This is a genomic window from Pseudomonas sp. Je.1.5.c (genome assembly GCF_051129895.1).
In the GTDB taxonomy this organism is placed as follows: domain Bacteria; phylum Pseudomonadota; class Gammaproteobacteria; order Pseudomonadales; family Pseudomonadaceae; genus Aquipseudomonas; species Aquipseudomonas urmiensis.
This window is the reverse complement of record NZ_JBCPSP010000013.1, coordinates 1-21703: the sequence shown is the minus strand read 5'-3', so window position 1 is coordinate 21703 and position 21703 is coordinate 1. Positions and strand designations below refer to the sequence as shown.

25 protein-coding genes and 1 tRNA gene are annotated in these 21703 nt (G+C 59.4%); 20 read left to right on the top strand and 6 right to left on the bottom strand.

All coding sequences use genetic code 11. The features are described from left to right. Positions 1-103 precede the first annotated feature (103 nt). Positions 104-529 (top strand): GTP pyrophosphokinase, encoded by a 426-nt coding sequence (locus tag AAZU54_RS12210; RefSeq protein WP_186556135.1) that lies wholly within the window; start codon positions 104-106, stop codon positions 527-529. Between the two features lie 3 nt (positions 530-532). Here AAZU54_RS12210 and AAZU54_RS12205 read toward each other — a convergent pair whose 3' ends face one another. From AAZU54_RS12205 to AAZU54_RS12195, 3 genes are all read right to left on the bottom strand, one after another. Next, entirely contained in the window at positions 533-1225 is a 693-nt protein-coding gene (locus tag AAZU54_RS12205) for an endonuclease (protein ID WP_186556134.1), read from the bottom strand. A gap of 6 nt (positions 1226-1231) precedes the next feature. Continuing rightward, complete coding sequence (locus tag AAZU54_RS12200) at positions 1232-1474, bottom strand: DUF1654 domain-containing protein (RefSeq protein WP_186556133.1); 243 nt, start codon at positions 1472-1474, stop codon at positions 1232-1234. 226 nt (positions 1475-1700) lie between these two features. After that, entirely contained in the window at positions 1701-2789 is a 1089-nt protein-coding gene (locus AAZU54_RS12195; RefSeq protein WP_186556132.1) for an asparaginase, read from the bottom strand. A gap of 395 nt (positions 2790-3184) precedes the next feature. On the opposite strand from AAZU54_RS12195, the gene AAZU54_RS12190 reads away from it, so the two are divergent. Genes AAZU54_RS12190 through AAZU54_RS12160 form a run of 7 tightly spaced genes read left to right on the top strand, consistent with a single transcriptional unit; the run spans position 3185 to position 10110 of the window. Then, the gene (locus tag AAZU54_RS12190; RefSeq protein WP_186556131.1) at positions 3185-4138 is read left to right on the top strand and encodes a sugar ABC transporter substrate-binding protein; all 954 of its coding nucleotides are present in this window, start codon (positions 3185-3187) and stop codon (positions 4136-4138) included. A gap of 20 nt (positions 4139-4158) precedes the next feature. Then, positions 4159-5712: a sugar ABC transporter ATP-binding protein gene (locus AAZU54_RS12185; protein WP_434727210.1), complete on the top strand. Its 1554-nt coding sequence runs from the start codon at positions 4159-4161 to the stop codon at positions 5710-5712. Beyond that, positions 5709-6704 carry an ABC transporter permease gene (locus AAZU54_RS12180; protein ID WP_434727209.1) on the top strand — a complete coding sequence of 332 codons (996 nt, stop codon included), beginning with the start codon at positions 5709-5711 and terminating at the stop codon, positions 6702-6704. Before AAZU54_RS12185 ends, AAZU54_RS12180 begins: the two co-directional genes overlap by 4 nt. Before the next feature lie 4 nt (positions 6705-6708). Next, positions 6709-7737, top strand: coding sequence for a LacI family DNA-binding transcriptional regulator (locus AAZU54_RS12175; RefSeq protein ID WP_186556128.1), 1029 nt, complete (start codon positions 6709-6711; stop codon positions 7735-7737). A 9-nt stretch (positions 7738-7746) separates the two neighbouring features. After that, positions 7747-8655, top strand: coding sequence for a ribokinase (gene rbsK, locus AAZU54_RS12170; protein WP_312152644.1), 909 nt, complete (start codon positions 7747-7749; stop codon positions 8653-8655). After that, entirely contained in the window at positions 8652-9056 is a 405-nt protein-coding gene (gene rbsD, locus AAZU54_RS12165; RefSeq protein WP_186556126.1) for a D-ribose pyranase, read from the top strand. Before rbsK ends, rbsD begins: the two co-directional genes overlap by 4 nt. 46 nt (positions 9057-9102) lie before the next feature. Further along, on the top strand, positions 9103-10110 hold the full coding sequence (locus tag AAZU54_RS12160) for a nucleoside hydrolase (RefSeq protein WP_434727208.1): 1008 nt from the start codon (positions 9103-9105) through the stop codon (positions 10108-10110). Here AAZU54_RS12160 and AAZU54_RS12155 read toward each other — a convergent pair. Then, positions 10082-10294, bottom strand: a complete 213-nt coding sequence (locus AAZU54_RS12155; RefSeq protein ID WP_186556124.1) for a hypothetical protein — start codon at positions 10292-10294, stop codon at positions 10082-10084. The two genes, AAZU54_RS12160 and AAZU54_RS12155, sit on opposite strands and share 29 nt — an antisense overlap. Positions 10295-10580: 286 nt before the next feature. On the opposite strand from AAZU54_RS12155, the gene AAZU54_RS12150 reads away from it, so the two are divergent. Next, entirely contained in the window at positions 10581-10904 is a 324-nt protein-coding gene (locus tag AAZU54_RS12150; protein ID WP_186556123.1) for an I78 family peptidase inhibitor, read from the top strand. A 159-nt stretch (positions 10905-11063) separates the two neighbouring features. Here AAZU54_RS12150 and AAZU54_RS12145 read toward each other — a convergent pair whose 3' ends face one another. After that, the gene (locus AAZU54_RS12145; RefSeq protein ID WP_110993890.1) at positions 11064-11276 is read right to left on the bottom strand and encodes a cold-shock protein; all 213 of its coding nucleotides are present in this window, start codon (positions 11274-11276) and stop codon (positions 11064-11066) included. Positions 11277-11440: 164 nt separating this feature from the next. Then, positions 11441-11743, bottom strand: a complete 303-nt coding sequence (locus AAZU54_RS12140; protein WP_186556122.1) for a hypothetical protein — start codon at positions 11741-11743, stop codon at positions 11441-11443. 332 nt (positions 11744-12075) lie between these two features. Between AAZU54_RS12140 and thrS the strand changes: the two genes are divergently transcribed. The 11 genes from thrS (at position 12076) to AAZU54_RS12085 (ending at position 21409) form a co-directional block, all read left to right on the top strand. Then, the gene (gene thrS, locus AAZU54_RS12135; protein WP_186556121.1) at positions 12076-13998 is read left to right on the top strand and encodes a threonine--tRNA ligase; all 1923 of its coding nucleotides are present in this window, start codon (positions 12076-12078) and stop codon (positions 13996-13998) included. Further along, on the top strand, positions 13998-14549 hold the full coding sequence (infC, locus tag AAZU54_RS12130) for a translation initiation factor IF-3 (protein ID WP_186556145.1): 552 nt from the start codon (positions 13998-14000) through the stop codon (positions 14547-14549). Before thrS ends, infC begins: the two co-directional genes overlap by 1 nt. Before the next feature lie 61 nt (positions 14550-14610). Next, entirely contained in the window at positions 14611-14805 is a 195-nt protein-coding gene (gene rpmI, locus AAZU54_RS12125) for a 50S ribosomal protein L35 (RefSeq protein WP_008100408.1), read from the top strand. 27 nt (positions 14806-14832) lie between these two features. Then, positions 14833-15189: a 50S ribosomal protein L20 gene (gene rplT, locus AAZU54_RS12120; RefSeq protein ID WP_003250671.1), complete on the top strand. Its 357-nt coding sequence runs from the start codon at positions 14833-14835 to the stop codon at positions 15187-15189. Positions 15190-15298: 109 nt separating this feature from the next. Continuing rightward, on the top strand, positions 15299-16315 hold the full coding sequence (gene pheS, locus AAZU54_RS12115; protein WP_186556120.1) for a phenylalanine--tRNA ligase subunit alpha: 1017 nt from the start codon (positions 15299-15301) through the stop codon (positions 16313-16315). Positions 16316-16346: 31 nt separating this feature from the next. Continuing rightward, positions 16347-18728 carry a phenylalanine--tRNA ligase subunit beta gene (gene pheT / locus AAZU54_RS12110; RefSeq protein WP_186556119.1) on the top strand — a complete coding sequence of 794 codons (2382 nt, stop codon included), beginning with the start codon at positions 16347-16349 and terminating at the stop codon, positions 18726-18728. A 4-nt stretch (positions 18729-18732) separates the two neighbouring features. Next, positions 18733-19035 (top strand): integration host factor subunit alpha, encoded by a 303-nt coding sequence (gene ihfA, locus AAZU54_RS12105; RefSeq protein ID WP_009394049.1) that lies wholly within the window; start codon positions 18733-18735, stop codon positions 19033-19035. Continuing rightward, positions 19016-19372, top strand: a complete 357-nt coding sequence (locus AAZU54_RS12100; RefSeq protein WP_043213594.1) for a MerR family transcriptional regulator — start codon at positions 19016-19018, stop codon at positions 19370-19372. Before ihfA ends, AAZU54_RS12100 begins: the two co-directional genes overlap by 20 nt. Positions 19373-19470: 98 nt before the next feature. After that, positions 19471-19547, top strand: a tRNA-Pro gene (locus tag AAZU54_RS12095). 638 nt (positions 19548-20185) lie between these two features. Beyond that, a complete protein-coding gene (locus tag AAZU54_RS12090) occupies positions 20186-20356 on the top strand; it encodes a hypothetical protein (RefSeq protein ID WP_186553617.1) in 171 nt (56 codons plus the stop codon). A 252-nt stretch (positions 20357-20608) separates the two neighbouring features. Beyond that, positions 20609-21409, top strand: a complete 801-nt coding sequence (locus tag AAZU54_RS12085; protein WP_186553616.1) for a hypothetical protein — start codon at positions 20609-20611, stop codon at positions 21407-21409. The last annotated feature ends 294 nt before the right edge of the window (positions 21410-21703 follow it).

The window sequence follows — 21703 nt, the reverse complement described above, 5'->3', positions numbered from 1 at the left end:
GCCCACATCCGCGATAGAGCCTACGCTTGCCATGCGCGGGCTGTCCTGCAACGCCCGTCCCAGCTATGCTTGCCCCTGAGGGCGTAGAGCAGGGAGGGGCCTCATGTCTACACTGGAGCGGGCCATCGTTGTGGCCGCCAGAGCGCATGAAGGGCAGTACGACAAGGGTGGCGCGGCGTATATCCTTCACCCGTTGCGGGTGATGATGCGGGTGTCCACGCCTGAGCAGCGCATTGTAGCCGTGCTTCACGACGTGTTGGAGGACACCCAGCTGACCGTTGCCGATCTAGCACGCGAAGGTTTTCCACTGAAGATTCTCGCGGCGCTGCTGTCGCTGAGTCGGCGCAGGGGGGAGAGCTACGAGGCATTCGTGGTGCGCCTGGGTGATGATCCATTGGCCAGAGAGGTCAAGTTGGCCGACCTTGCCGACAATAGCGATCTCACCCGCATTGCGTGTCCAGGGCCTGCTGACTTGGCCAGGTTGATCCGTTATCAGGAGGCCAGCGCCTACTTGCAGGCGCTGGCTTGAACTTCAGCTGCAGGCCTTGAGGTTCACCGGACCGACAAACTCGTTGCCGCGCCCCATCACGCAGGCCACCTGCTGATTACGTTGCAGCTCCCAGGTTTGCGGCGGGTAGGTCTTGTTCCAGGCTTCGAACAGTTGCCGGTCCTGTTTGGACAGGCGCAAGTTGTACTGCTTGCTCATATAGAAGTAGGTGCGCGCGATCATCCCGCGGATCGAAGGCCGCGGCATGACTTTCTTGGCCTTGAAATCCACTTGGGTCAGGCAGCTGCCATATTGCCCATGCTGCTCCGGTAGCCAGCCGAAACTGTAGTTGCTGCGGTCGCCATTCACCTCGCCAATACTGGGTACCAAGTTGTGCAGGTCAGCTTCTGCACGCTTGTACACGGTGTCATTGCGCGAGCAATTCTTGCGTCCGCCGTCTTGCCAGCACTGGCGTTGATGGCCAATCTGCCAGGCCGGAACGATGTGCTCCCATTCAATGCGCGAGGCGCGCTGGGCATTCTTGCGCGGCTGGTAACCGCAGGAGGCCAGGTCAACTTTGTTGCCGTTGTACTTGCAGCCGCAATAGAACTCGGTGGATTGCGGTGCATATAGCCGCCACGCGACCTTCTTGGCTTCCTGGAAGGTGCGCGGGGCGTCGGCGTGGGCAATGGGGGTGGTAAACAGCAGGCAAGCGGCGGCGAAAAGTGAAACTCTCATGTGCGATCAATCTTCCTTCGGCACGGTCCAGAAGATTTGCACGCCGCCGTCATCGCGGTGGGCGAGGGTGACGTTGTCGTTCTCGGCGATCTCATCGAGCAGGGTTGCCCAGTCTTCGGGCAGTTCATGTTCAAGGCGGAAGATCAGTGCGGCGCGGCTGCGCTGGGCGGTAGGGCTGTTGATGATCTTCTGAATGCGCTCCCCAAGCAGCTGATAGGGCGTAGGGGTGGCTTGAGAGGTACTGGCCATTGGGCTTTTCCTTGTTTTGCTGTATGCACATACAGTATTTCACTGTAGGTTATTTCGCAACAGTATGTAAGTCGAAAAGCCTATAAGACCGTGGTAGAAGGTTTCGTTCCGAGCAATTCGAGATTTTGCTTACTCAAAAGAAGGTAAAAGCTGATTGCTCTTGGGGCGGGCCTGCCCGGGCGATAGGGTCGCAATGGTTCACATTGCGACCCCACTCACGCGCCTATCAGTATTCCCAGAAAATCCGCTGCAGCTCTTTACTGTCCTGGGTCTTGGTCATCGCGACCATGGCCAGGATCCGCGCCTTCTGCGGATTCAGGTCATGGGCCACCACCCAGTCATTCTTGTCATCGGGCTGTTCTGCGTTGCGCAGGACAAAACCGCCAGCATTGACGTGCGAAGAGCGAATGATCTGCACGCCATTCTTGCGCAGCTCTTGCAGGGCAGGGACTACCCGCGACGACACCGAGCCATTACCCGTACCAGCATGGATCAGTGCTTTGGCGCCGTTTTGTGCCAATGCCTTGTAGGCGGTATCGGTCACGTTGCCGTAGCCATAGGCGATGTCCACTGCGGGCAGGCTGTTGATCTGTTTGATGTCGAACTCGGAATTGACCGTATGGCGCTTGGCTGGCAGGCGGAACCAGTACGACTTGCCCTCGACCACCATGCCCAGCGGCCCCCAGGCGCTCTTGAACGCTTCGGTCTTGATGTTGACCATCTTGCTGACATCGCGGCCCGACTGGATTTCATCGTTCATGGTCACCAGTACGCCTTTGCCACGCGAATCTTTATTGCTGGCCACGGCGACCGCGTTGTACAGGTTGAGCATGCCATCAGCGGACATGGCGGTGCCTGGGCGCATCGAGCCAACTACTACGATCGGCTTATCGGTCTTTTCCACCAGGTTGAGGAAGTAGGCAGTCTCTTCCAGGGTGTCGGTGCCGTGAGTGATGACGATGCCGTCGACATCATTGCTCTCGGCCAGCTCTGCAACACGCCTGCCGAGCTTGAGCAGGTCTTCATTGCTGATGCTCTCGGAGGCAATCTGCATCACCTGCTCGCCACGCACGTTGGCCAGTTGCGCCAGTTCAGGTACCCCGGCAATCAACTTGTCGACCCCAAGCTTGGCGGCCTGGTAGGTGGCGCTGTTGGCAGCACTGGCACCGGCGCCAGCGATGGTTCCGCCGGTGGCGAGGATCACCACATTGGCCAGTTTCTGTTGTTGCTCGGCTTCTTTGGCCGAGACGGCGGTGGGCAGAATTAGCAGTAGGGCGAGTGCCCCAGGGGCGAAGGATTTCAGTGCGGTTTTCATCGTTATTGTTCTCTCTCTTCCTAATGAGATTTATGAGTCGCACAGCTGTGAAGGCAGTTTTCGTACCAGATAGCGGCAGCATCCTGTTGAACCAGCAGCAATTGCTTCTTTGTCAATTCGCCCCCCTCAGGTACAGGGGAAAGCAGGGGTGCGTGCGAAGTCTACGGCCGATGTTTCGAGCAGCAAAAACCAGGCAGCAGCCACTGTCATTCGGCTTCCCGAACAAGCGTAGGAAAAGATGTTCGGTTTTCCGGGTATTTTCCGGATATTCTCCACGCTCATGGCCAGGCGACACTACGGCAGAGGGATTTGACAAACGCGGGTCTTGTTTCCATAGTTATTTACCGCAAACGTTTGCGATCCGATAAAAAACACAAAATTCGGAGTCATCTTCCATGAAACTGCCGTTCCCCGCTCGTCTGTTGACCCTCGCTGTCGTCTCCACGCTGTCCTTGGCATTGCCTTTCTCGGTTAAGGCTGAAGACAAACCTAAAGTCGCCTTGGTGATGAAGTCGCTGGCCAACGAGTTCTTCCGCACCATGGAAGACGGGGCCAAGGACTACCAGAAACAGCACCCCAACGACTTCGACCTGGTGCCCAACGGCATCAAGGACGAGTCCGATACCGGCAACCAGATCCGCATCGTCGAGCAGATGATCGCCACCGGCGCCAAGGCCCTGGTAATTGCTCCTGCGGACTCCAAAGCCCTGGTGCCGGTGATCAAGAAGGCCATGGACGCGGGCATCACCGTGGTCAATATCGACAACCGCCTCGACCCCGAGGTGCTCAAGAGCAAGAACCTCAGCGTGCCGTTCGTTGGCCCCGACAACCGTAAGGGCGCGCGCCTGGTCGGTGATTACCTGGCCAAAGAGAAGCTCAAGGCGGGTGATCAGGTCGGCATCATCGAAGGCGTACCGACCACCACCAACGCCCAGCAGCGCACCGCCGGCTTCAAAGATGCCATGGACGCTGCGCAGATGAAGGTCGTCTCGGTGCAGTCGGGCAACTGGGAGATCGACAAGGGCAATGCCGTGGCCGCCGCCATGCTCAACGAATACCCTGAACTCAAGGCGCTGCTGGCGGGTAACGACAGTATGGCCCTGGGCGCGGTGTCTGCGGTACGTGCCGCTGGCAAGACTGGGCAAGTGCAGGTGGTTGGCTACGACAACATCAATGCCATCAAGCCGATGCTCGAGGATGGCCGCGTGCTCGCCACCCTCGACCAGGATGCCAAGAAACAAGCGGTCTACGGCATTCAGGCGGCGCTGCAGATGATCAAGGGCGAAAAGCCTGAAGTGGATGCCGATAACGTCATCCAGACGCCGGTCGAACTGATCACCAAGCCTTGAGCCCAGCAGGAGATACGGCCATGTCTGCATCGGCCTATGAAACGGTGCTCGCTGTCAGCGGCCTGGGCAAGAGCTACGCCCAGCCGGTACTTGGCGACGTTGCCCTGAGCCTGCGCGCCGGTGAGGTACTGGCGCTGACCGGCGAGAACGGCGCCGGCAAAAGCACCCTGTCCAAGCTGATCAGCGGCCTGGAGACCCCCACCACCGGGCAGATGACTTACCGCGGCCAGGTCTACGCTCCAGGTAGCCGTAGCGAGGCCGAGGGTCTCGGCGTGCGCATGGTCATGCAGGAGCTAAATCTGCTGCCGACCCTGACCGTGGCTGAGAACCTGTTTCTCGACAACCTGCCCAGCCGCTTTGGTTGGATCAGCCACAAGCGCCTGCGCCAGTTGGCTGGCGCCGCCATGGCTCAAGTCGGCCTGGAGGCGATCGATCCGGATACGCCGGTCGGCGAGCTGGGCATCGGTCATCAACAAATGGTCGAAATCGCCCGTAACCTGATCGGCGACTGCCATGTGCTGATCTTCGATGAGCCGACTGCAATGCTCACCGCCCGCGAGGTGGAGCTGCTGTTCACGCAAATCGAGCGTCTGCGCCAGCGCGGGGTGGCCATCGTCTATATCTCCCACCGCCTGGAGGAGCTGCAGCGGGTGGCTCAGCGCATCGCCGTATTGCGCGATGGCAAGCTGGTGTGTGTCGAGCCGATCCAACGATATAGCAGCGCCGAGCTGGTCAACCTGATGGTTGGCCGTGAACTGGGCGAGCATATCGACCTGGGGCGCCGCGACATCGGTGCGCCGTTGCTCAAGGTCGACAAGCTCAGCCGCGGTGACAAGGTCCGCGAAGTGTCGTTCGAGGTGAGGGCAGGGGAGATCTTCGGTATTTCCGGCCTGATTGGCGCCGGACGCACCGAGCTGCTGCGGCTGATCTATGGCGCTGACCGTGCCGACAGCGGCAGCGTTGCCTTGGGTCTGCCGCCGGCGCCTGTGACCATCGATTCGCCCAAGGCTGCGGTGCGCGCGGGCATTGCCTTGATCACAGAAGACCGTAAGGGCGAAGGCCTGCTGCTGACCCAGTCGATCAGCGCCAATATCGCCTTGGGCAACCTGGGTGCGGTGTCCCGCGCTGGGGTGCTCGATGGCGCCGCTGAAAGGGCTCTGGCTGAACGCCAGATCAACGCCATGCGCATCCGCAGTGCCAGCCCTGCCCAGCTGGTTGGCGAGTTGTCGGGCGGCAATCAGCAGAAGGTAGTGATTGGCCGCTGGTTGGAGCGCGACTGCCAGGTGTTGCTGTTCGATGAGCCGACCCGTGGCATCGACGTCGGCGCCAAGTTCGACATCTATGGCTTGCTCGCCGAGTTGGCGCGCCAAGGCAAGGCATTGGTGGTGGTGTCTAGCGACTTGCGCGAGCTGATGCTGATCTGTGATCGCATCGCTGTGCTGTCCGCTGGCCGTCTTATCGAGACCTTCGAGCGCGATGACTGGAGCCAGGACCAGCTGCTTGCCGCCGCATTCGCCGGCTACCAGAAACGTGACGCACTGCTGCACGACGCAGCCCCCAGGATGGACGCATGAAGACCACCCCCCTGCAAAACTCAGGTGCCGCTCCCGCGCGCCGTACTGCTACCTACTTTGGCCTGGGCACCTACCTCGGGCTGGCTGGCGCCTTGGCGGTAATGATCGTGCTGTTCTCGCTGTTGAGCAGCCATTTCTTGTCTTACGCGACCTTCAGTACCTTGGCCAACCAGATCCCCGACCTGATGGTGCTGGCAGTAGGGATGACGTTCGTACTGATCATCGGCGGCATCGATTTGTCGGTGGGCTCGGTATTGGCCCTGGCGGCCTCGGCGGTGAGCGTGGCGATCCTCGGCTGGGGCTGGAGTGTACTGCCTGCGGCGTTGCTCGGCATGGCAGTGGCGGCACTGGCCGGTAGCGTCACTGGCAGTATCACCGTGGCGTGGCGCATCCCCTCATTCATCGTCTCGCTGGGCGTACTGGAGATGGCACGTGGCTTGGCCTACCAGTTTACCGATTCGCGTACCGCTTACATCGGTGACGCTTTCGCCTGGTTCTCCAACCCCATCGCCTTTGGCATTTCGCCGGCGTTCATCATCGCCTTGGTGGTGATCATCGTTGCCCAGCTGGTGCTGACCCGCACAGTGTTTGGTCGCTACTTGATCGGCATTGGCACCAATGAAGAAGCCGTGCGCCTGGCAGGCATCGACCCGCGGCCATACAAGATCCTGGTCTTCACCCTGATGGGCCTGCTGGCTGGCCTGGCCGCGCTGTTTCAGATATCGCGCCTGGAGGCGGCCGACCCCAATGCGGGTTCTGGCCTTGAGCTGCAGGTGATCGCCGCCGTGGTGATCGGCGGTACCAGTCTGATGGGCGGGCGTGGCTCGGTCATCAGTACCTTCTTCGGCGTGCTGATCATCTCCGTGCTGGCCGCAGGCCTTGCGCAGATTGGCGCTTCGGAACCTACCAAACGCATCATCACCGGGGCGGTCATCGTCATCGCCGTGGTGCTCGACACTTATCGCAGCCGGCGCGCGAGCCGGCGGAACTGAACCCATGGCAACCATCAAAGATGTCGCGGCACTGGCGGGTATCTCCTACACCACCGTGTCGCATGTACTGAACAAGACCCGTCCGGTCAGCGAGCAGGTGCGTCTCAAAGTCGAGGCGGCTATCGTCGAGCTGGATTACGTGCCCAGTGCCGTCGCCCGCTCGCTGAAAGCTCGTAGCACCGCCACCATTGGCTTGCTCGTGCCTAATAGCGTCAACCCGTACTTTGCCGAATTGGCCCGGGGTATCGAGGATGGCTGCGAACGCAATGGCTATTGCGTGATTCTGTGTAACTCCGACGACAACCCGCAGAAGCAACGCAGCTACCTGCGGGTGTTGCTGGAAAAGCGCATCGATGGCTTGGTGGTGGCGTCGGTGGGCGAGGACAGCGATCTGCTGCACAGCCTGTCTGGGGTGCGCACTCCGATGGTCATCGTCGACCGCGCGTTGGAGGGGGTGGATGCTGATCTGGTGCGCATCGACCATGAGCAGGGCGCCTACCTTGCCACGCGCCATCTGTTGGAATTGGGCCATCGCGATATCGCCTGTATCGGTGGCCCTGCCGAGACCGGCGTCAGCCAGTTGCGTCTGGCCGGTTATCGTCGGGCGATGGCTGAGGCCGATGCGCCGATCGCTGCAGACCGTGTGCTGCACTGCGATTTCACCAGTCCTGGCGGGCATGCGGCCGCCGCGCGCTTGCTCGACGGCCCGCGCCCCACGGCGATTTTCGCGGGCAATGACATGATCGGCTTTGGCGTGCTGCGCGCAGCGGCCGAGCGCAACATCAATGTGCCTGGTGAGTTGTCGGTGATCGGCTTCGACGATATCGAGCTTAGCCGTTACGTCTATCCGCCGCTGACCACCGTTGGCCAATCGATCCGAGAGCTGGGTGAAAGCGCGGCCGAGCTGCTGCTCTCGCGGATCGCTACGCCCCGGCGCGAGTCGGCGCAAGCCGAGCAGCGGATCGTCGCGCCGCGCATCGTCATGCGTGAGTCCACCGGGCCGCGCCCAGACTTGTTCAATGATTACCGTTAAGGAATTGCCATGGATGCCAAGGTAGTAGTGGTCGGCAGCCTCAACATGGACCTGGTGGCCCGCGCCACGCGTTTGCCGCGCGGTGGTGAGACGCTGGCCGGCGACAGTTTCTTCACTGTTCCGGGAGGCAAGGGTGCCAATCAGGCGGTGGCGGTTGCACGCCTGGGTGGCAGCGTAGCGATGATCGGCAACGTCGGCGATGACGCCTACGGCCAGCAGTTGCGCCAGGCGCTACAGGTCGAAGGTGTTGACTGCCAGGCTGTGAGCGTGTGCGACGGCGTGTCCAGTGGGGTGGCGTTGATCGTGGTGGATGCCTCGAGCCAAAACGCCATTGTCATCATTCCCGGCGGCAATGGGTTGCTCAGCGCTGAGGCGGTGCAGCGTTTCGACGCCTTGTTGCAGGCTGCCGAGATCGTCATCTGTCAGCTTGAGGTGCCGCTGGAGACGGTAGGTTGGACCCTGGCCCGCGCCCGCGAGCTGGGCAAGACCGTCATTCTCAATCCTGCGCCGGCTAGCGAGCCGCTGCCGGCGCAGTGGTTTGCCCATATTGACTACCTTACCCCCAATGAAAGCGAGGCCGAGGCCCTGACTGGCCTGCCCGTGACGGACCAGGACAGCGCCCGTCGCGCCGCAGAGCAGTTGCTGAAGCTGGGCGCGGGCAAAGTGATCGTCACCCTCGGCGCTCAAGGTGCCTTGTTCGTCAGTGCCAACGGCAGCCAGCACTTCCCGGCGCCGCACGTCGAACCGCTGGACACCACTGCGGCCGGGGACACCTTCATTGGTGGTTTTGCGGCAGGGCTGTCGCAGGGGATGGGGGAGGGTGAGGCGATTGCTTTTGGTCAGCGCGCCGCGGCGTTGTCGGTCACCCGAGCGGGCGCCCAGCCGTCTATTCCTTACGCCAGGGAGTTGCAGCCGTGAAGAAAACCGCGCTGCTCAATATCGCCTTGTCCCGCACCATTGCCGGTTTGGGGCACGGCGATGTGGTGATTATTGGTGACGCGGGGCTGCCAGTGCCGGCGGCTGTCGAACTGATCGACTTGGCCCTGACCCCTGGGATTCCTGATTTCGCCAGTGTGCTGCGCGCGGTGCTGAGCGAGATGCAGGTCGAGCGACACGTGCTCGCCGAAGAGCTGTTTCAGGTTTCGCCGCCGGCCTTGGCGGAGATCGAGCAGCTCTATGCGCAAGGCTTGCTCGGCGGGCGTGAACGTCTGCACCACAGTGAGTTCAAGGATCTGAGCAGGCAGGCCAAGGCTATCGTGCGCACGGGAGAGTGCCAGCCCTATAGCAACATTGCCCTGATCGCTGGCGTTACCTTTTAAGTTCAGGGCGCAAGTCTTCCATCCATCACGCAGCAAGGAGTGCTCGATGCTCAAACGTTTGCTACAAGGAGTCGTACTGATGTCCACCATCGCCGCCGCCACCCTGCAGGCCGCGCCTCGCGACCTGATCATCGATACCGACCCCGGGGCGGACGATCTGGTAGCGCTGTTTCTAGCCATGGCCTCGCCTGACGAGCTGAACATTCGCGCCATCACCACCGTTGCCGGCAATGTGAGATTGGAAAAGACCTCACGCAATGCTCGCCTGGCGCGCGAGTGGGCGGGCCGGGAGGAGATCCCTGTATATGCTGGCGCCGGCCGCCCGCTGGTGCGCCCGCCAATCTACGCCGCCCAAGTGCATGGCGAAGAAGGGCTTACGGGCGTCAGTGTGCACGAGCCAAAGCAGGGCCCGGCCAAGGGTAATGCGGTGCAGTACCTGGTCGATACCCTGGTCGCTGCCGAGCCGCATAGCATCACCCTCGCCATGCTCGGGCCGCAAACCAACCTGGCTTTGGCATTGATCCAGCAACCCGATATCGTCGACGGCATCAAGGAAGTGGTGGTGATGGGTGGTGCGCACTTCAATGGCGGCAATATCACCCCGGCTGCGGAATTCAACCTGTTCGCCGACCCGCATGCCGCGCAAGTGGTGCTGGCCAGTGGTGTCAAGCTCACCTATCTGCCGCTAGATGTCACCCACAAGCTATTGACCAGCGAGACTCGCCTCAAGCAATTGGCTGCGGTGGATAATCGGGCCAGTAAGCAGGTGGTGGATATTATCAACGCCTACATCCAGCACGATATGGACCTTTACGGCATGCCTGGCGGCCCGGTGCATGATGCCAGTGTCATTGCCTACCTGCTCAAGCCCGAGTTGTTCAGCGGGCGGCAGCTCCACATGACAGTCGATAGCCGCGAAGGGCCAACCTTCGGCCAGACCGTGGCGGATTGGTACGGTGTACTCAAGCAACCGGCCAATGTGCTGTGGATCGCTGAGGGCGACGCCCAGGGCCTGTTCGACCTGCTCAGCGAGCGCCTGGCTCGATTGCAATAGCTTCGTGCGGCGCGTAGCGCTCGAGCACCTGTTCGATGAAGCTGCGGGTCGCCTCACTGCCGCGATCGCGCACCAGTAGATCGACGGCAATCAATAGCAGTTCCTCGGGTGTGCCTGGGCTGTAGGCGCTCTGACCCTCGGCCCATTTGACCTTGATATCGGCATCGATGGTGTGACTGCTCATGGGAGATTCTCGTGACGGCCCGGGCGATGAGGCGAACACCTGACCCTGGCGTTCGTGGGGAGGCATGCTGCGCTCCACTTATTGCAGTAAATCATGCCTTTGCGTCAATAGCCCTGCGACTTAGGCATAAGAACGCTCGGTTGGCAAACTATCGGTGTGGTGCAAAATCCGGTCACGATTAGCGTTTCGCCTCAAGCGGCCGATTCAGGCAGACTTGTGCGGTTTTGCAACAAATTTTGCGTGGAACTGTCGCATAGAGCAGTTCCCATGATGATTAGGAGGATTCATGTTCCGTACTCGTGCTTCCCTGGCAATCCTGCTGGTGGCTACAGTCCTGGCAGGTTGCAGCACAGGCGGTTCTTCCGGCGCTGCTGGCAACGCCCCGGCGGCTCCAGCCGGTAACGACGGCCGCTGCGAAGCCAGTGGCGCCGACTTTGCAGTTGGCAAGCCGGGCACCCCGGACCTGCTCGAGCAGGCGCGCAAGGCCAGTGGCTCGCAGATGGCGCGTATCCTTAAGCCACACGATGTGATCACCCTGGAGTATCGCTCTGAGCGCTTGAACTTGAACGTTGATGAGCAGGGCAAGGTCATTCGCGTTAACTGCGGCTGATCTGGTCCTGTCGTCGGGCGCAAGTCCGCTGCCACGTATTGGTTTGAGCGATTGAGTGGGAGCGGGCTGCCTCGCGATGGGAAGCCCTGCCACTGGCGGCGCAAATCCCAGGCATAAAAAAACCCGCCACAAGGGCGGGTTTTTTTACAGCAATCCGAATTACTCCGGACGAACCTGTGCAGCCTGCATGCCCTTCTGGCCGCGTTCAGCGACGAAGGAAACAGTCTGGCCTTCTTTCAGGCTCTTGAAGCCGTCGGTTTCGATGGCTTTGAAGTGTACGAACAGGTCGTCGCCGCCGCCTTGAGGAGTGATGAAGCCGAAGCCTTTCTCATCGTTGAACCACTTGACGGTGCCGGTTTGGCGATTGGACATGGGGTGAATCTCCAGAAACATGATTTTTTATCGAGGTGCAAATGTGGCCGAAGCTACGTGCGCCAGGTACATCATAGTCTAATTCTGCGGATGTCGCGCCTTTTACCTTCGGATTATGCTGATCCATCGCAAATAAAAGCGCAGTAAGCCACAAAATCGCCGTGTCAATTAGCCTTGCAGGCCTGCTGGACCACGGTTTGCGCCTTTTGCATCAATTTGGCGTCCACCCCGTCCTGGCTGTCCAAATCCTTGATTTCATCGTCTGTGAAATTCTTCTTGATGGCTTGTGCGCCACATTCACAGTGTTTTTTGGCTGTATTGGCGTCGACGCCCTGGCCGGTCGCCACCTGCTGGCACTGTGTCATATAGGCCGCTTGCTTGCCGGCCGGGAAATCGCCAGCGGTTGCAGCCATGGGCAGCAGCAGGGCGCTGGCGGCAGTCAGGGCCAAAAGAGACTGAAATCGCATAACCAGACACTCCTTGGGTTAGGTCTCATACAGAGTAGGATGCTTCAGAAAGTCTGATAGGCAAATTTCCGCACAAGTTCAGCCTGGGGCGTAATTTCCAAATATTTCTGCCTGGGGTGCAACCCGCGTGCTAGCATGCTTGGCTTGCGGCGGCCTGGTGCCGGCTGCAATCCATTTTATTTTCCAGTCACTCTGGTTCGTCCCTGGCAAGCCGAAAGGCTTCTGCCACTGTGAGGCAGGCTTTCCCGCGGGAAAGGCAGGTCGGATCTTGTACTGGCTCATCCCAACCCACGTGACCTTTGGTAGGGGTCACCACTAGGAGAGGAGGCGCCATGCCCACTATTACTCTTCCCGATGGCAGTCAACGTTCGTTCGATCACGCCGTATCCGTAGCCGAAGTCGCTGCCTCTATTGGCGCAGGCCTGGCCAAGGCCACCCTGGCCGGCAAGGTCGACGGCAAATTGGTCGATGCGTGCGATCTGATCGAGCACGACGCCACCCTGCAGATCATCACCCCTAAAGATGAAGAGGGACTGGAGATCATCCGTCACTCGTGCGCCCACCTTATCGGCCACGCAGTGAAGCAGCTGTACCCGACCGCCAAGATGGTGATCGGCCCGGTGATCGACGAAGGCTTCTATTACGACATTGCCTACGAGCGCCCCTTCACTCCTGACGACCTCGCGGCCATCGAAAAGCGCATGCAGCAGCTGATCGAGAAGGACTACGACGTCATCAAGAAGATGACCCCGCGCGCCGAAGTCATCGACGTCTTCCACAATCGCGGTGAAGACTACAAGCTGCGCCTGGTCGAAGACATGCCCGATGAGCAGGCCATGGGCCTGTACTATCACGAAGAATACGTCGACATGTGCCGCGGTCCGCACGTGCCGAACACCCGCTTCCTCAAGGCATTCAAGCTGACCAAGCTGTCCGGCGCCTACTGGCGCGGCGATGCCAAGAACGAGCAATTGCAACGTGTGTACGGCACTGCCTGGGCTGACAAGAAGCAGCTGGCGGCCTACATCCAGCGCATCGAAGAAGCCGAAAAACGCGATCACCGCAAGATCGGCAAGCAGCTGGATCTGTTCCACCTGCAGGAAGAAGCCCCGGGCATGGTCTTCTGGCACCCGAACGGCTGGACCGTGTATCAGGTGCTCGAGCAGTACATGCGCAACGTCCAGCGCATCAATGGCTACCTTGAGATCAAGACCCCGCAAGTGGTCGACCGCATCCTATGGGAGAAGTCCGGTCACTGGTCCAACTACGCCGAAAACATGTTCACCACTTCGTCGGAAAGCCGCGACTACGCGGTAAAGCCGATGAACTGCCCATGCCACGTGCAGGTGTTCAACCAGGGTCTGAAGTCGTACCGCGACCTGCCGCTGCGCCTGGCTGAATTCGGTGCTTGCCACCGCAATGAGCCATCCGGCGCCCTGCACGGCATCATGCGTGTGCGTGGCTTCGTGCAAGACGACGCGCACATTTTCTGCACCGAAGATCAGGTGAAGAAAGAAGCCGCCGACTTCATCAAGCTGACCTTGGATGTGTACAAGGACTTCGGTTTCACCGACATCGCCATGAAGCTCTCGACCCGTCCGGTCAAGCGCGTCGGCTCCGAAGAGCTGTGGGATCGCGCTGAAGGTGCGCTGGCCGATGCCCTGAACGAGTCGGGCCTGGAGTGGGAATACCAGCCGGGCGAGGGCGCGTTCTACGGTCCGAAGATCGAGTTCACCCTGCGCGACTGCCTGGGCCGTAACTGGCAGTGTGGTACCCTGCAGTACGATCCGAACCTGCCTGAGCGTCTGGACGCCAGCTACATCGCCGAAGACAACGCCCGCAAGCGTCCGGTGATGCTGCACCGCGCCATCCTCGGTTCGTTCGAGCGCTTCATCGGCATGCTCATCGAGCATTATGCCGGTGTCTTCCCAGCTTGGCTGGCGCCAACCCAGGCGGTGATCATGAATATCACCGACAAACAGGCCGATTTCGCCCTTGAGGTGGAAAAAAACCTGACCGATAGCGGTTTCCGTGCCAAGTCTGACTTGAGAAATGAGAAGATCGGCTTTAAAATCCGCGAGCATACTTTGCTCAAGGTCCCGTACCTTTTGGTTATAGGGGACCGTGAAGTCGAAACGCAAACCGTCGCTGTGCGTACTCGCGAAGGCGCTGACCTGGGCTCCATGCCCGTCGCCCAATTCGCTGAGCTCCTTGCGCATGCGGTTTCCCGGCGTGGTCGCCAAGAATCGGAGTAATAACTATTAAGCGTGAAATGAGAAACGATAAACGAACTGCACCGAAGGCCCCGATCAACGAGAATATCTCGGCCCGCGAGGTTCGGTTAATTGGCGCTGACGGCGAGCAGATTGGCATCGTCTCGATTGATGAAGCGCTTCGTATCGCTGAAGAAGCGAAGCTGGATCTGGTAGAGATTTCTGCTGACGCCGTACCTCCTGTCTGCAAGGTCATGGACTACGGCAAGCACCTCTTCGAGAAGAAGAAGCAGGCCAACGAGGCCAAGAAAAACCAGAAGCAGATCCAGATCAAAGAAATCAAGTTTCGTCCAGGGACGGAGGAAGGGGATTACCAGGTAAAACTACGCAACCTGGTACGTTTCCTTAGTGATGGGGACAAGGCCAAGATCTCTCTGAGATTCCGTGGTCGTGAGATGGCCCACCAGGAGCTGGGCATGGAGCTGTTGAAGCGGGTTGAAGCTGACCTGATCGAATACGGCACCGTTGAGCAGCATCCGAAGATGGAAGGACGCCAGCTTATGATGGTCATCGCCCCCAAAAAGAAGAAGTAATCTCCCGGGCACGGCAGGCCTGATGATTATTGTGTAATTTTATCGAATGCGGAGTTCCAACATGCCAAAAATGAAAACCAAGAGCGGTGCTGCGAAGCGTTTCCTGAAAACGGCTTCCGGCTTCAAGCACAAGCACGCTTTCAAGAGCCACATCCTGACCAAAATGTCGACTAAGCGTAAGCGTCAACTGCGTGGTAGCAGCCTGCTGCACCCGTCTGACGTGGCAAAAGTCGCGCGCATGCTGCGCGTTCGTTAATTCTGGTCTAGATAGAGGAAGTTACTCATGGCTCGTGTAAAGCGCGGCGTAATCGCTCGTAAGCGTCACAAGAAAATTCTGAAACTGGCTAAAGGCTACTACGGTGCACGTTCGCGCGTATTCCGTGTTGCCAAGCAGGCTGTCATCAAGGCTGGTCAATACGCCTACCGTGACCGTCGCCAGAAAAAGCGTCAGTTCCGCGCTCTGTGGATCGCTCGTATCAACGCCGGTGCCCGCACCAACGGTCTGTCTTACAGCCGTCTGATTGCTGGCCTGAAAAAAGCGTCGATCGAAATCGACCGCAAGGTTCTGGCTGACCTGGCAGTGAACGAAAAAGCGGCGTTTGCTGCGATTGTCGAGAAGGCTAAAGCCGTTCTGGCTTAAGTACCCACGACAATCACCCGGCGATGCTAGCGTCGCTGGGTGTTGAACGTCATCGATAGGGGAAGAGCCTTCAAAGCTCTTCCCCTATTTTCGTATCTGGAGTCTGTACATGGAAAACCTGGATGCGCTGGTCTCCCAAGCCCTGGAAGCTGTGGAGCGCGCTGAAGACATCAATGCCCTGGAACAGATCCGGGTTCAATTTCTCGGCAAGAAGGGCGAGCTGACCCAGGTGATGAAGACCCTGGGCAACCTGCCAGCCGAAGAGCGCCCCAAGGTTGGAGCGCTGATCAACGACGCCAAGGAACGCGTTACCGAAGTGCTCAACGCACGCAAAGCTGCCTTTGAAGAGGCCGAGCTCAGCGCTCGCCTGGCGGCCGAATGCATTGATGTGACCTTGCCAGGTCGTGGCCAGACCACCGGTGGCCTGCACCCGATCACCCGCACCCTCGAGCGTATCGAGCAGTTCTTCACCCACATCGGCTACGGCATTGCCGAAGGCCCTGAGGTCGAAGACGACTACCACAACTTCGAAGCGCTCAACATCCCCGGCCACCACCCGGCGCGGGCGATGCACGACACCTTCTATTTCAATGCCAACATGCTGCTGCGTACCCACACCTCGCCGGTGCAGGTGCGGACCATGGAGTCCACTCAGCCGCCAATCCGCATTGTTTGCCCAGGCCGCGTCTATCGCTGCGACTCGGATATCACTCACTCGCCGATGTTCCACCAGGTCGAAGGCCTGCTGATCGATCGCGACATCAACTTCGCCGACCTCAAGGGCACCATCGAAGAATTCCTACGCGTGTTCTTCGAAAAACAACTGGACGTGCGTTTCCGTCCGTCGTTCTTCCCCTTCACCGAGCCGTCTGCTGAAGTCGATATCCAGTGTGTGATGTGCTCCGGCAAAGGCTGCCGCGTCTGCAAGCAGACGGGCTGGCTGGAAGTCATGGGCTGCGGCATGGTCCACCCGAACGTGCTGCGCATGTCCGGCATCGATCCGGAAGAGTTCCAGGGCTTCGCCTTCGGCATGGGTGCCGAGCGCCTGGCCATGCTGCGCTATGGCGTCAACGATTTGCGTCTGTTCTTCGACAACGACCTGCGGTTCCTCGCCCAATTCCGCTAGGCCCAATCGACGCAACTTTCAGGAGAACAGCATGAAATTCAGTGAACAGTGGCTGCGCGGTTGGGTCAACCCGCAAGTCTCCCGTGACGAGCTGGTCGCTCGTCTGTCCATGGCCGGCCTCGAAGTCGACAGCGTTACCCCGGCTGCTGGCCAGTTCAGCGGTATCGTCGTTGGCGAAATCCTGAGCACCGAGCAACACCCGGACGCCGATAAGCTGCGCGTCTGCCAGGTGAGCAGCGGCCAGGAAACCTTCCAGGTGGTCTGCGGCGCGCCCAATGCCCGTCCGGGCATAAAAATCCCCTTTGCCATGATCGGCGCCGAACTGCCGGGCGACTTCAAGATCAAGAAGGCCAAGCTGCGGGGTGTCGAGTCGTTCGGCATGCTCTGCTCGGCGGCCGAACTGCAGATCAGCGAAGAAAACGATGGCCTGCTCGAACTGGCAGCCGATGCCCCGGTTGGTGAAGACATTCGCCAATACCTGAACCTGGACGACGCCAGCATCGAAATTGGCCTGACCCCGAACCGCGGCGACTGCCTGTCGGTAGTCGGTCTGGCGCGCGATGTCAGCGCTCTGTACAACGTTCCGGTCACTCGTCTGGCGGTGCCTGCAGTCGCGCCCGCCCACGACGAAGTACGCTCGGTCGAAGTCAGTGCTCCGGCTGCGTGCCCGCGCTACCTGGGCCGGGTCATCCGCAATGTCGACCTGTCCAAGCCAAGCCCGCTGTGGCTGGTCGAGCGCCTGCGCCGCAGTGATGTGCGCAGCATCGACGCCGCCGTTGACATCACCAACTACGTGATGCTTGAACTCGGGCAACCGATGCACGCATTCGACCTCGCCGAAATCAACGGCGGCATCCGCGTGCGGATGGCCGAAGAGGGCGAGAAACTGGTCCTGCTCGACGGCCAAGAAGTGGCCCTGCGTAGCGATACCCTGGTCATCGCCGACCACACCCGGGCCCTGGCTATCGCTGGCGTCATGGGGGGCGAGCATAGCGGTGTCAATACTGAGAAGACCCGCGACCTGTTCCTTGAGAGCGCCTTCTTCGAGCCTATTTCGGTCGCTGGCAAGGCCCGTTCCTACGGCCTGCACACCGATGCCTCGCATCGCTACGAGCGCGGCGTCGACTCGCAGCTGGCCCGCGAAGCCATGGAGCGGGCTACCGCGCTGGTGCTGGAGGTCGTTGGTGGCGAAGCTGGCCCAATCATCGAGAGCGTCAGCGAGCAGCACCTGCCTAAAGTGGCGCCGATCACCCTGCGAGCCGAACGCATCACCCAGATGCTCGGCATGGAGATGGAGCCAGCACAGGTCGAACAACTGCTCAACGCCCTGGAACTGACGACCACCAGCAATGGGGCAGGGCAGTGGACCGTCAATGTTCCAAGCCACCGCTTCGACATCAGCCTGGAAGTCGACCTGATCGAAGAGCTGGCTCGCCTGTACGGCTACAACCACCTGCCGGTACGCTACCCGCAAGCGCGTCTGGCGCCAAAAGGAGCTCCGGAAGCCCGTGGCGAGTTGCCAACCCTGCGCCGCCTGCTGGTTGCTCGCGGCTACCAGGAGGCAATCACCTACAGCTTCATCGATCCGAAGCTGTTCGAGCTGTTCACCCCTGGCGTCGAGCCGCTACTGCTGGCCAACCCGATTTCCAACGACATGGCTGCCATGCGCGCCTCGTTGTGGCCGGGCCTGGTCAAGGCACTGCAGCACAACCTCAATCGCCAGCAAGATCGCGTGCGCCTGTTCGAGAGCGGCCAGCGCTTCGTCGGCCAGCTGGGTGATCTCAAGCAACAGCCGATGATCGCCGGCGTCGTCACTGGCACCCGCCTGCCGGAAGGCTGGGCCAACGCCCGTGACAACATCGACTTCTTCGACGTCAAGGCCGACGTAGAGGCTCTGCTGGGCTACTCTGGCGCGCTCAACGACTTCACCTTCGTTGCCGGCAAGCATCCAGCCCTGCACCCAGGTCAGACTGCTCGCATCGAACGTGACGGCAAGGAAGTCGGCTACCTCGGCGCACTTCACCCAGAACTCGCCAAGACCCTCGACCTGGACCGCCCGGTGTTCGTCTTCGAGTTGATCCTGGAAGAAGTGGTCGAAGGTCGCCTGCCAAAATTCAGCGAACTGTCCAAGTTCCCTGAAACCAGGCGTGACCTGGCTTTGATCGCAGGACGTGATGTAGCTTCGAGCTCGGTCCTTGAAGTAATTCGTGACAATGCAGGCGAATGGCTCACAGACCTCAGGCTGTTTGATGTCTACCAGGGTAAAGGTATTGATCCTGATAGAAAAAGCCTGGCCGTCGGCTTGACCTGGCAGCATCCATCGCGCACTCTTAATGACGATGAGGTGAACGCCACCCTGCAGTTGATCCTCACCTCGCTCGAACAAAGGTTGAACACCACGTTAAGGAAATAACGGCATGGGTGCTCTGACGAAAGCTGAGATGGCCGAAAGGCTGTACGAGGAGCTGGGGCTCAACAAGCGCGAAGCAAAGGAACTGGTCGAGTTGTTCTTCGAAGAGATCCGCCACGCGCTTGAAGACAACGAGCAGGTCAAGTTGTCCGGTTTCGGCAACTTTGACCTTCGCGACAAACGCCAGCGGCCGGGCCGCAACCCCAAGACTGGGGAAGAGATCCCGATCACCGCACGCCGCGTCGTCACCTTTCGTCCAGGGCAGAAACTGAAAGCCCGGGTTGAGGCCTATGCTGGAACCAAGCCATAACGACGAGCTGCCCCCCATACCGGGCAAACGCTACTTCACCATTGGTGAAGTCAGCGAGCTCTGTGCGGTAAAACCGCACGTGCTGCGTTACTGGGAGCAAGAGTTCCCGCAACTCAACCCGGTCAAGCGCCGCGGTAACCGGCGGTATTATCAGCGCCAAGATGTGCTGATGATCCGCCAGATCCGTGCGCTGCTGTACGACCAAGGCTTCACCATCGGCGGCGCGCGGTTGCGTTTGTCCAGTGATGAAGCCAAGGACGATACCACCCAGTACAAGCAACTGATCCGGCAGATGATTGCTGAATTGGAAGATGTGCTGGTGGTGCTGAAGAAGTGACCCGATCCGACGAGTGGAAAGTTTTTTGAAAAAAAGCTTCCATTAATCAGACGCTTAGGGTAGATTTCTCAACGTTCTCAGCAGTATCGAGAGCAGTTCGGGGCGTAGCGCAGCCCGGTAGCGCACTTGCATGGGGTGCAAGGGGTCGAGTGTTCGAATCACTCCGTCCCGACCAAAAATCCCTAAAAAATCCAGTCACTTAACGGTGGCTGGATTTTTTTTATGGGTGGCCTTTTCTTCGTCACCACCAAACAAGGAGAGTGATGATGGGGTGGCGGAAAAGAGTGAAGGTGCTTCTTTCGCCACTGATGACTAATCGTTGGCGCACAGTTGCTTTGGTAGGGTTCGCCGTATGGTGCGTTTTGCTCCGGTACGTAGACCTGGGTACGCTGCTGGTCGTGTTTAGTATGCCCTTCGGCATCGTTCTCTTTTGCATGGGCCCGTTGGAGTTCGTCCCAAAGAGCTGGTCCCGGTTTAATTTCTTTGTAGCTTCAATGATGAGCCTGTTTTTTCAAGGAAGCTTGATGTTTCTATGGATCGCCCTGTCCTTTGAGCTCCCATGGAGCAAAGCGGCCAGGGGTGTATTCATAGTTCTCTGCATTGCACTGCAAGTCATTATTATCAGTTGGATTCAACGCAGGACGATGCGTTCGTATATTCGAAAACGAAGCGAACAGCGCAACCGTGCGCAATGAATTGAGTCAGGCTCATCGTTCAAGAGGGGAAGAGCTGACGGGCAGCACGCGGTGTGAGGTTTTGCGATGGATGTGGATCTTTGGTATAACGCCCGGCCATTTCACAGGAAGGAACCTCATGAAACGCACCGTCATTGGAGCAATGCTTGTAGCCCTCACTGCGCTGTCGCTTAGCGGTTGCTGGGAATCCGAAGCAGAGAAGAAGGCCAAGGAACAACAGGAAGCGAGCGAGAACTTCTGGAACATCACTCCGCCTGATGAAAGCCAAGACGAGGGGTTCACGCCATGATTCGCTCCCTCGCACTCTCCCTGCTGGCCTTGTTCGGCGCTGCAATGCTCAGCGGATGCCTAGAGTCCAAAGCTGAGTAAGATTGGCCCCGCTCGACGCTTGGGCCGCATCTGGAGCGGCCGAGGCGATGATGCTGTTCTGCCGGAAGCGCAGAGATCCACGAGGCGATTTGGCAGCAGAGCTCTCGCGCTTTGCAAATGGAAACAATGTGATACCTTTTGCGTCCTTCAATCGACTTCAGGAAGAGGTCTCATGCAATTGGCTGTTGTTGCAAACGAACATAACGACGCGCAAGTACTGAAAAAGGCTTGCAAGAACGCTCATCTGAAGGGGTTAAGTGTCTTAGCCGCCGCCACTCTTGCCGCCCTCGCAAGCACGGCAACCCTGGCCGCAGACGATATTTCAGGCGTGGTCATCGGTTCCTCGTTGGCTGAAGCCAAGGCCGCCATTGCCAAGGCCAATCCCGACTACAAAATTTCTTCGTTGATGCTGACTACCGGCCAGGAAGCTGGCGTCACGGCGAAGACGGACGACCGGATGCCATGGACTGGCACCACCAATGCAGGCGGGCCATCCGACGAGTTTGCAGCGCTGCAGAACGAGTCTGGCAAGGTTTGGTTCATCGCTCGCGTTCAGCGCTTCGATGAAGGCGGGCGTATCAAGATCGACGCGCTCAAGGCAGCCCTGACGGAAAAGTTCGGTAAACCTTCCAGCACCTCGAACATGATGGGGCTCGGCTTCAACTGGCAATACGACCGCAACGGCAAACAGTGGTTTGGCTCTGGCGTGGCGCCTTGCCAGGGCGGCGCTCGCAGCAGCAATATCCCGGGCGTGTCGATAAGCGCCCCGCGTTCGTTCAGCCCAAACTGCGGCAAAATCATCTCGGTTGGCGCTTCGACGCAAAGTGACGACATGGTGCCTCACTACACTGTGTCGATCATTGATGCCAAGTCGATGTTTGATGAGCTGGCTGCTGGCGATGCCAAGGCAGAAGCTGAGCGCAAACAGAAACTGGCAGACGAGCAAGCAAGGGCGGTCAAGCCGAAGATCTGATAGCCGTTTGGTTTGAGCCGTTCTTTGCATAGGGTTTGGCGTGCGTTGCAGAAGTTGCAAGGCTGCGACTATCGCCAAACCCAATGTTTCCCCTTGTAAGATCATTTCTATCCGCCGCGGATTTCGAGATTGCGTGGGGGTGTAGAGGGATTAGAGCAGGAGGCAGGTTGATCTGGCCTAATGATTTTGGACACCTTCTACGGGCGCTATGATGGCGCCCAATTGGAGGCAAAATCAGTGCGAAAGTCATACTCGAAAGAACAGAAAATCCGGGCTGCTGAGATGGTGCTCGAC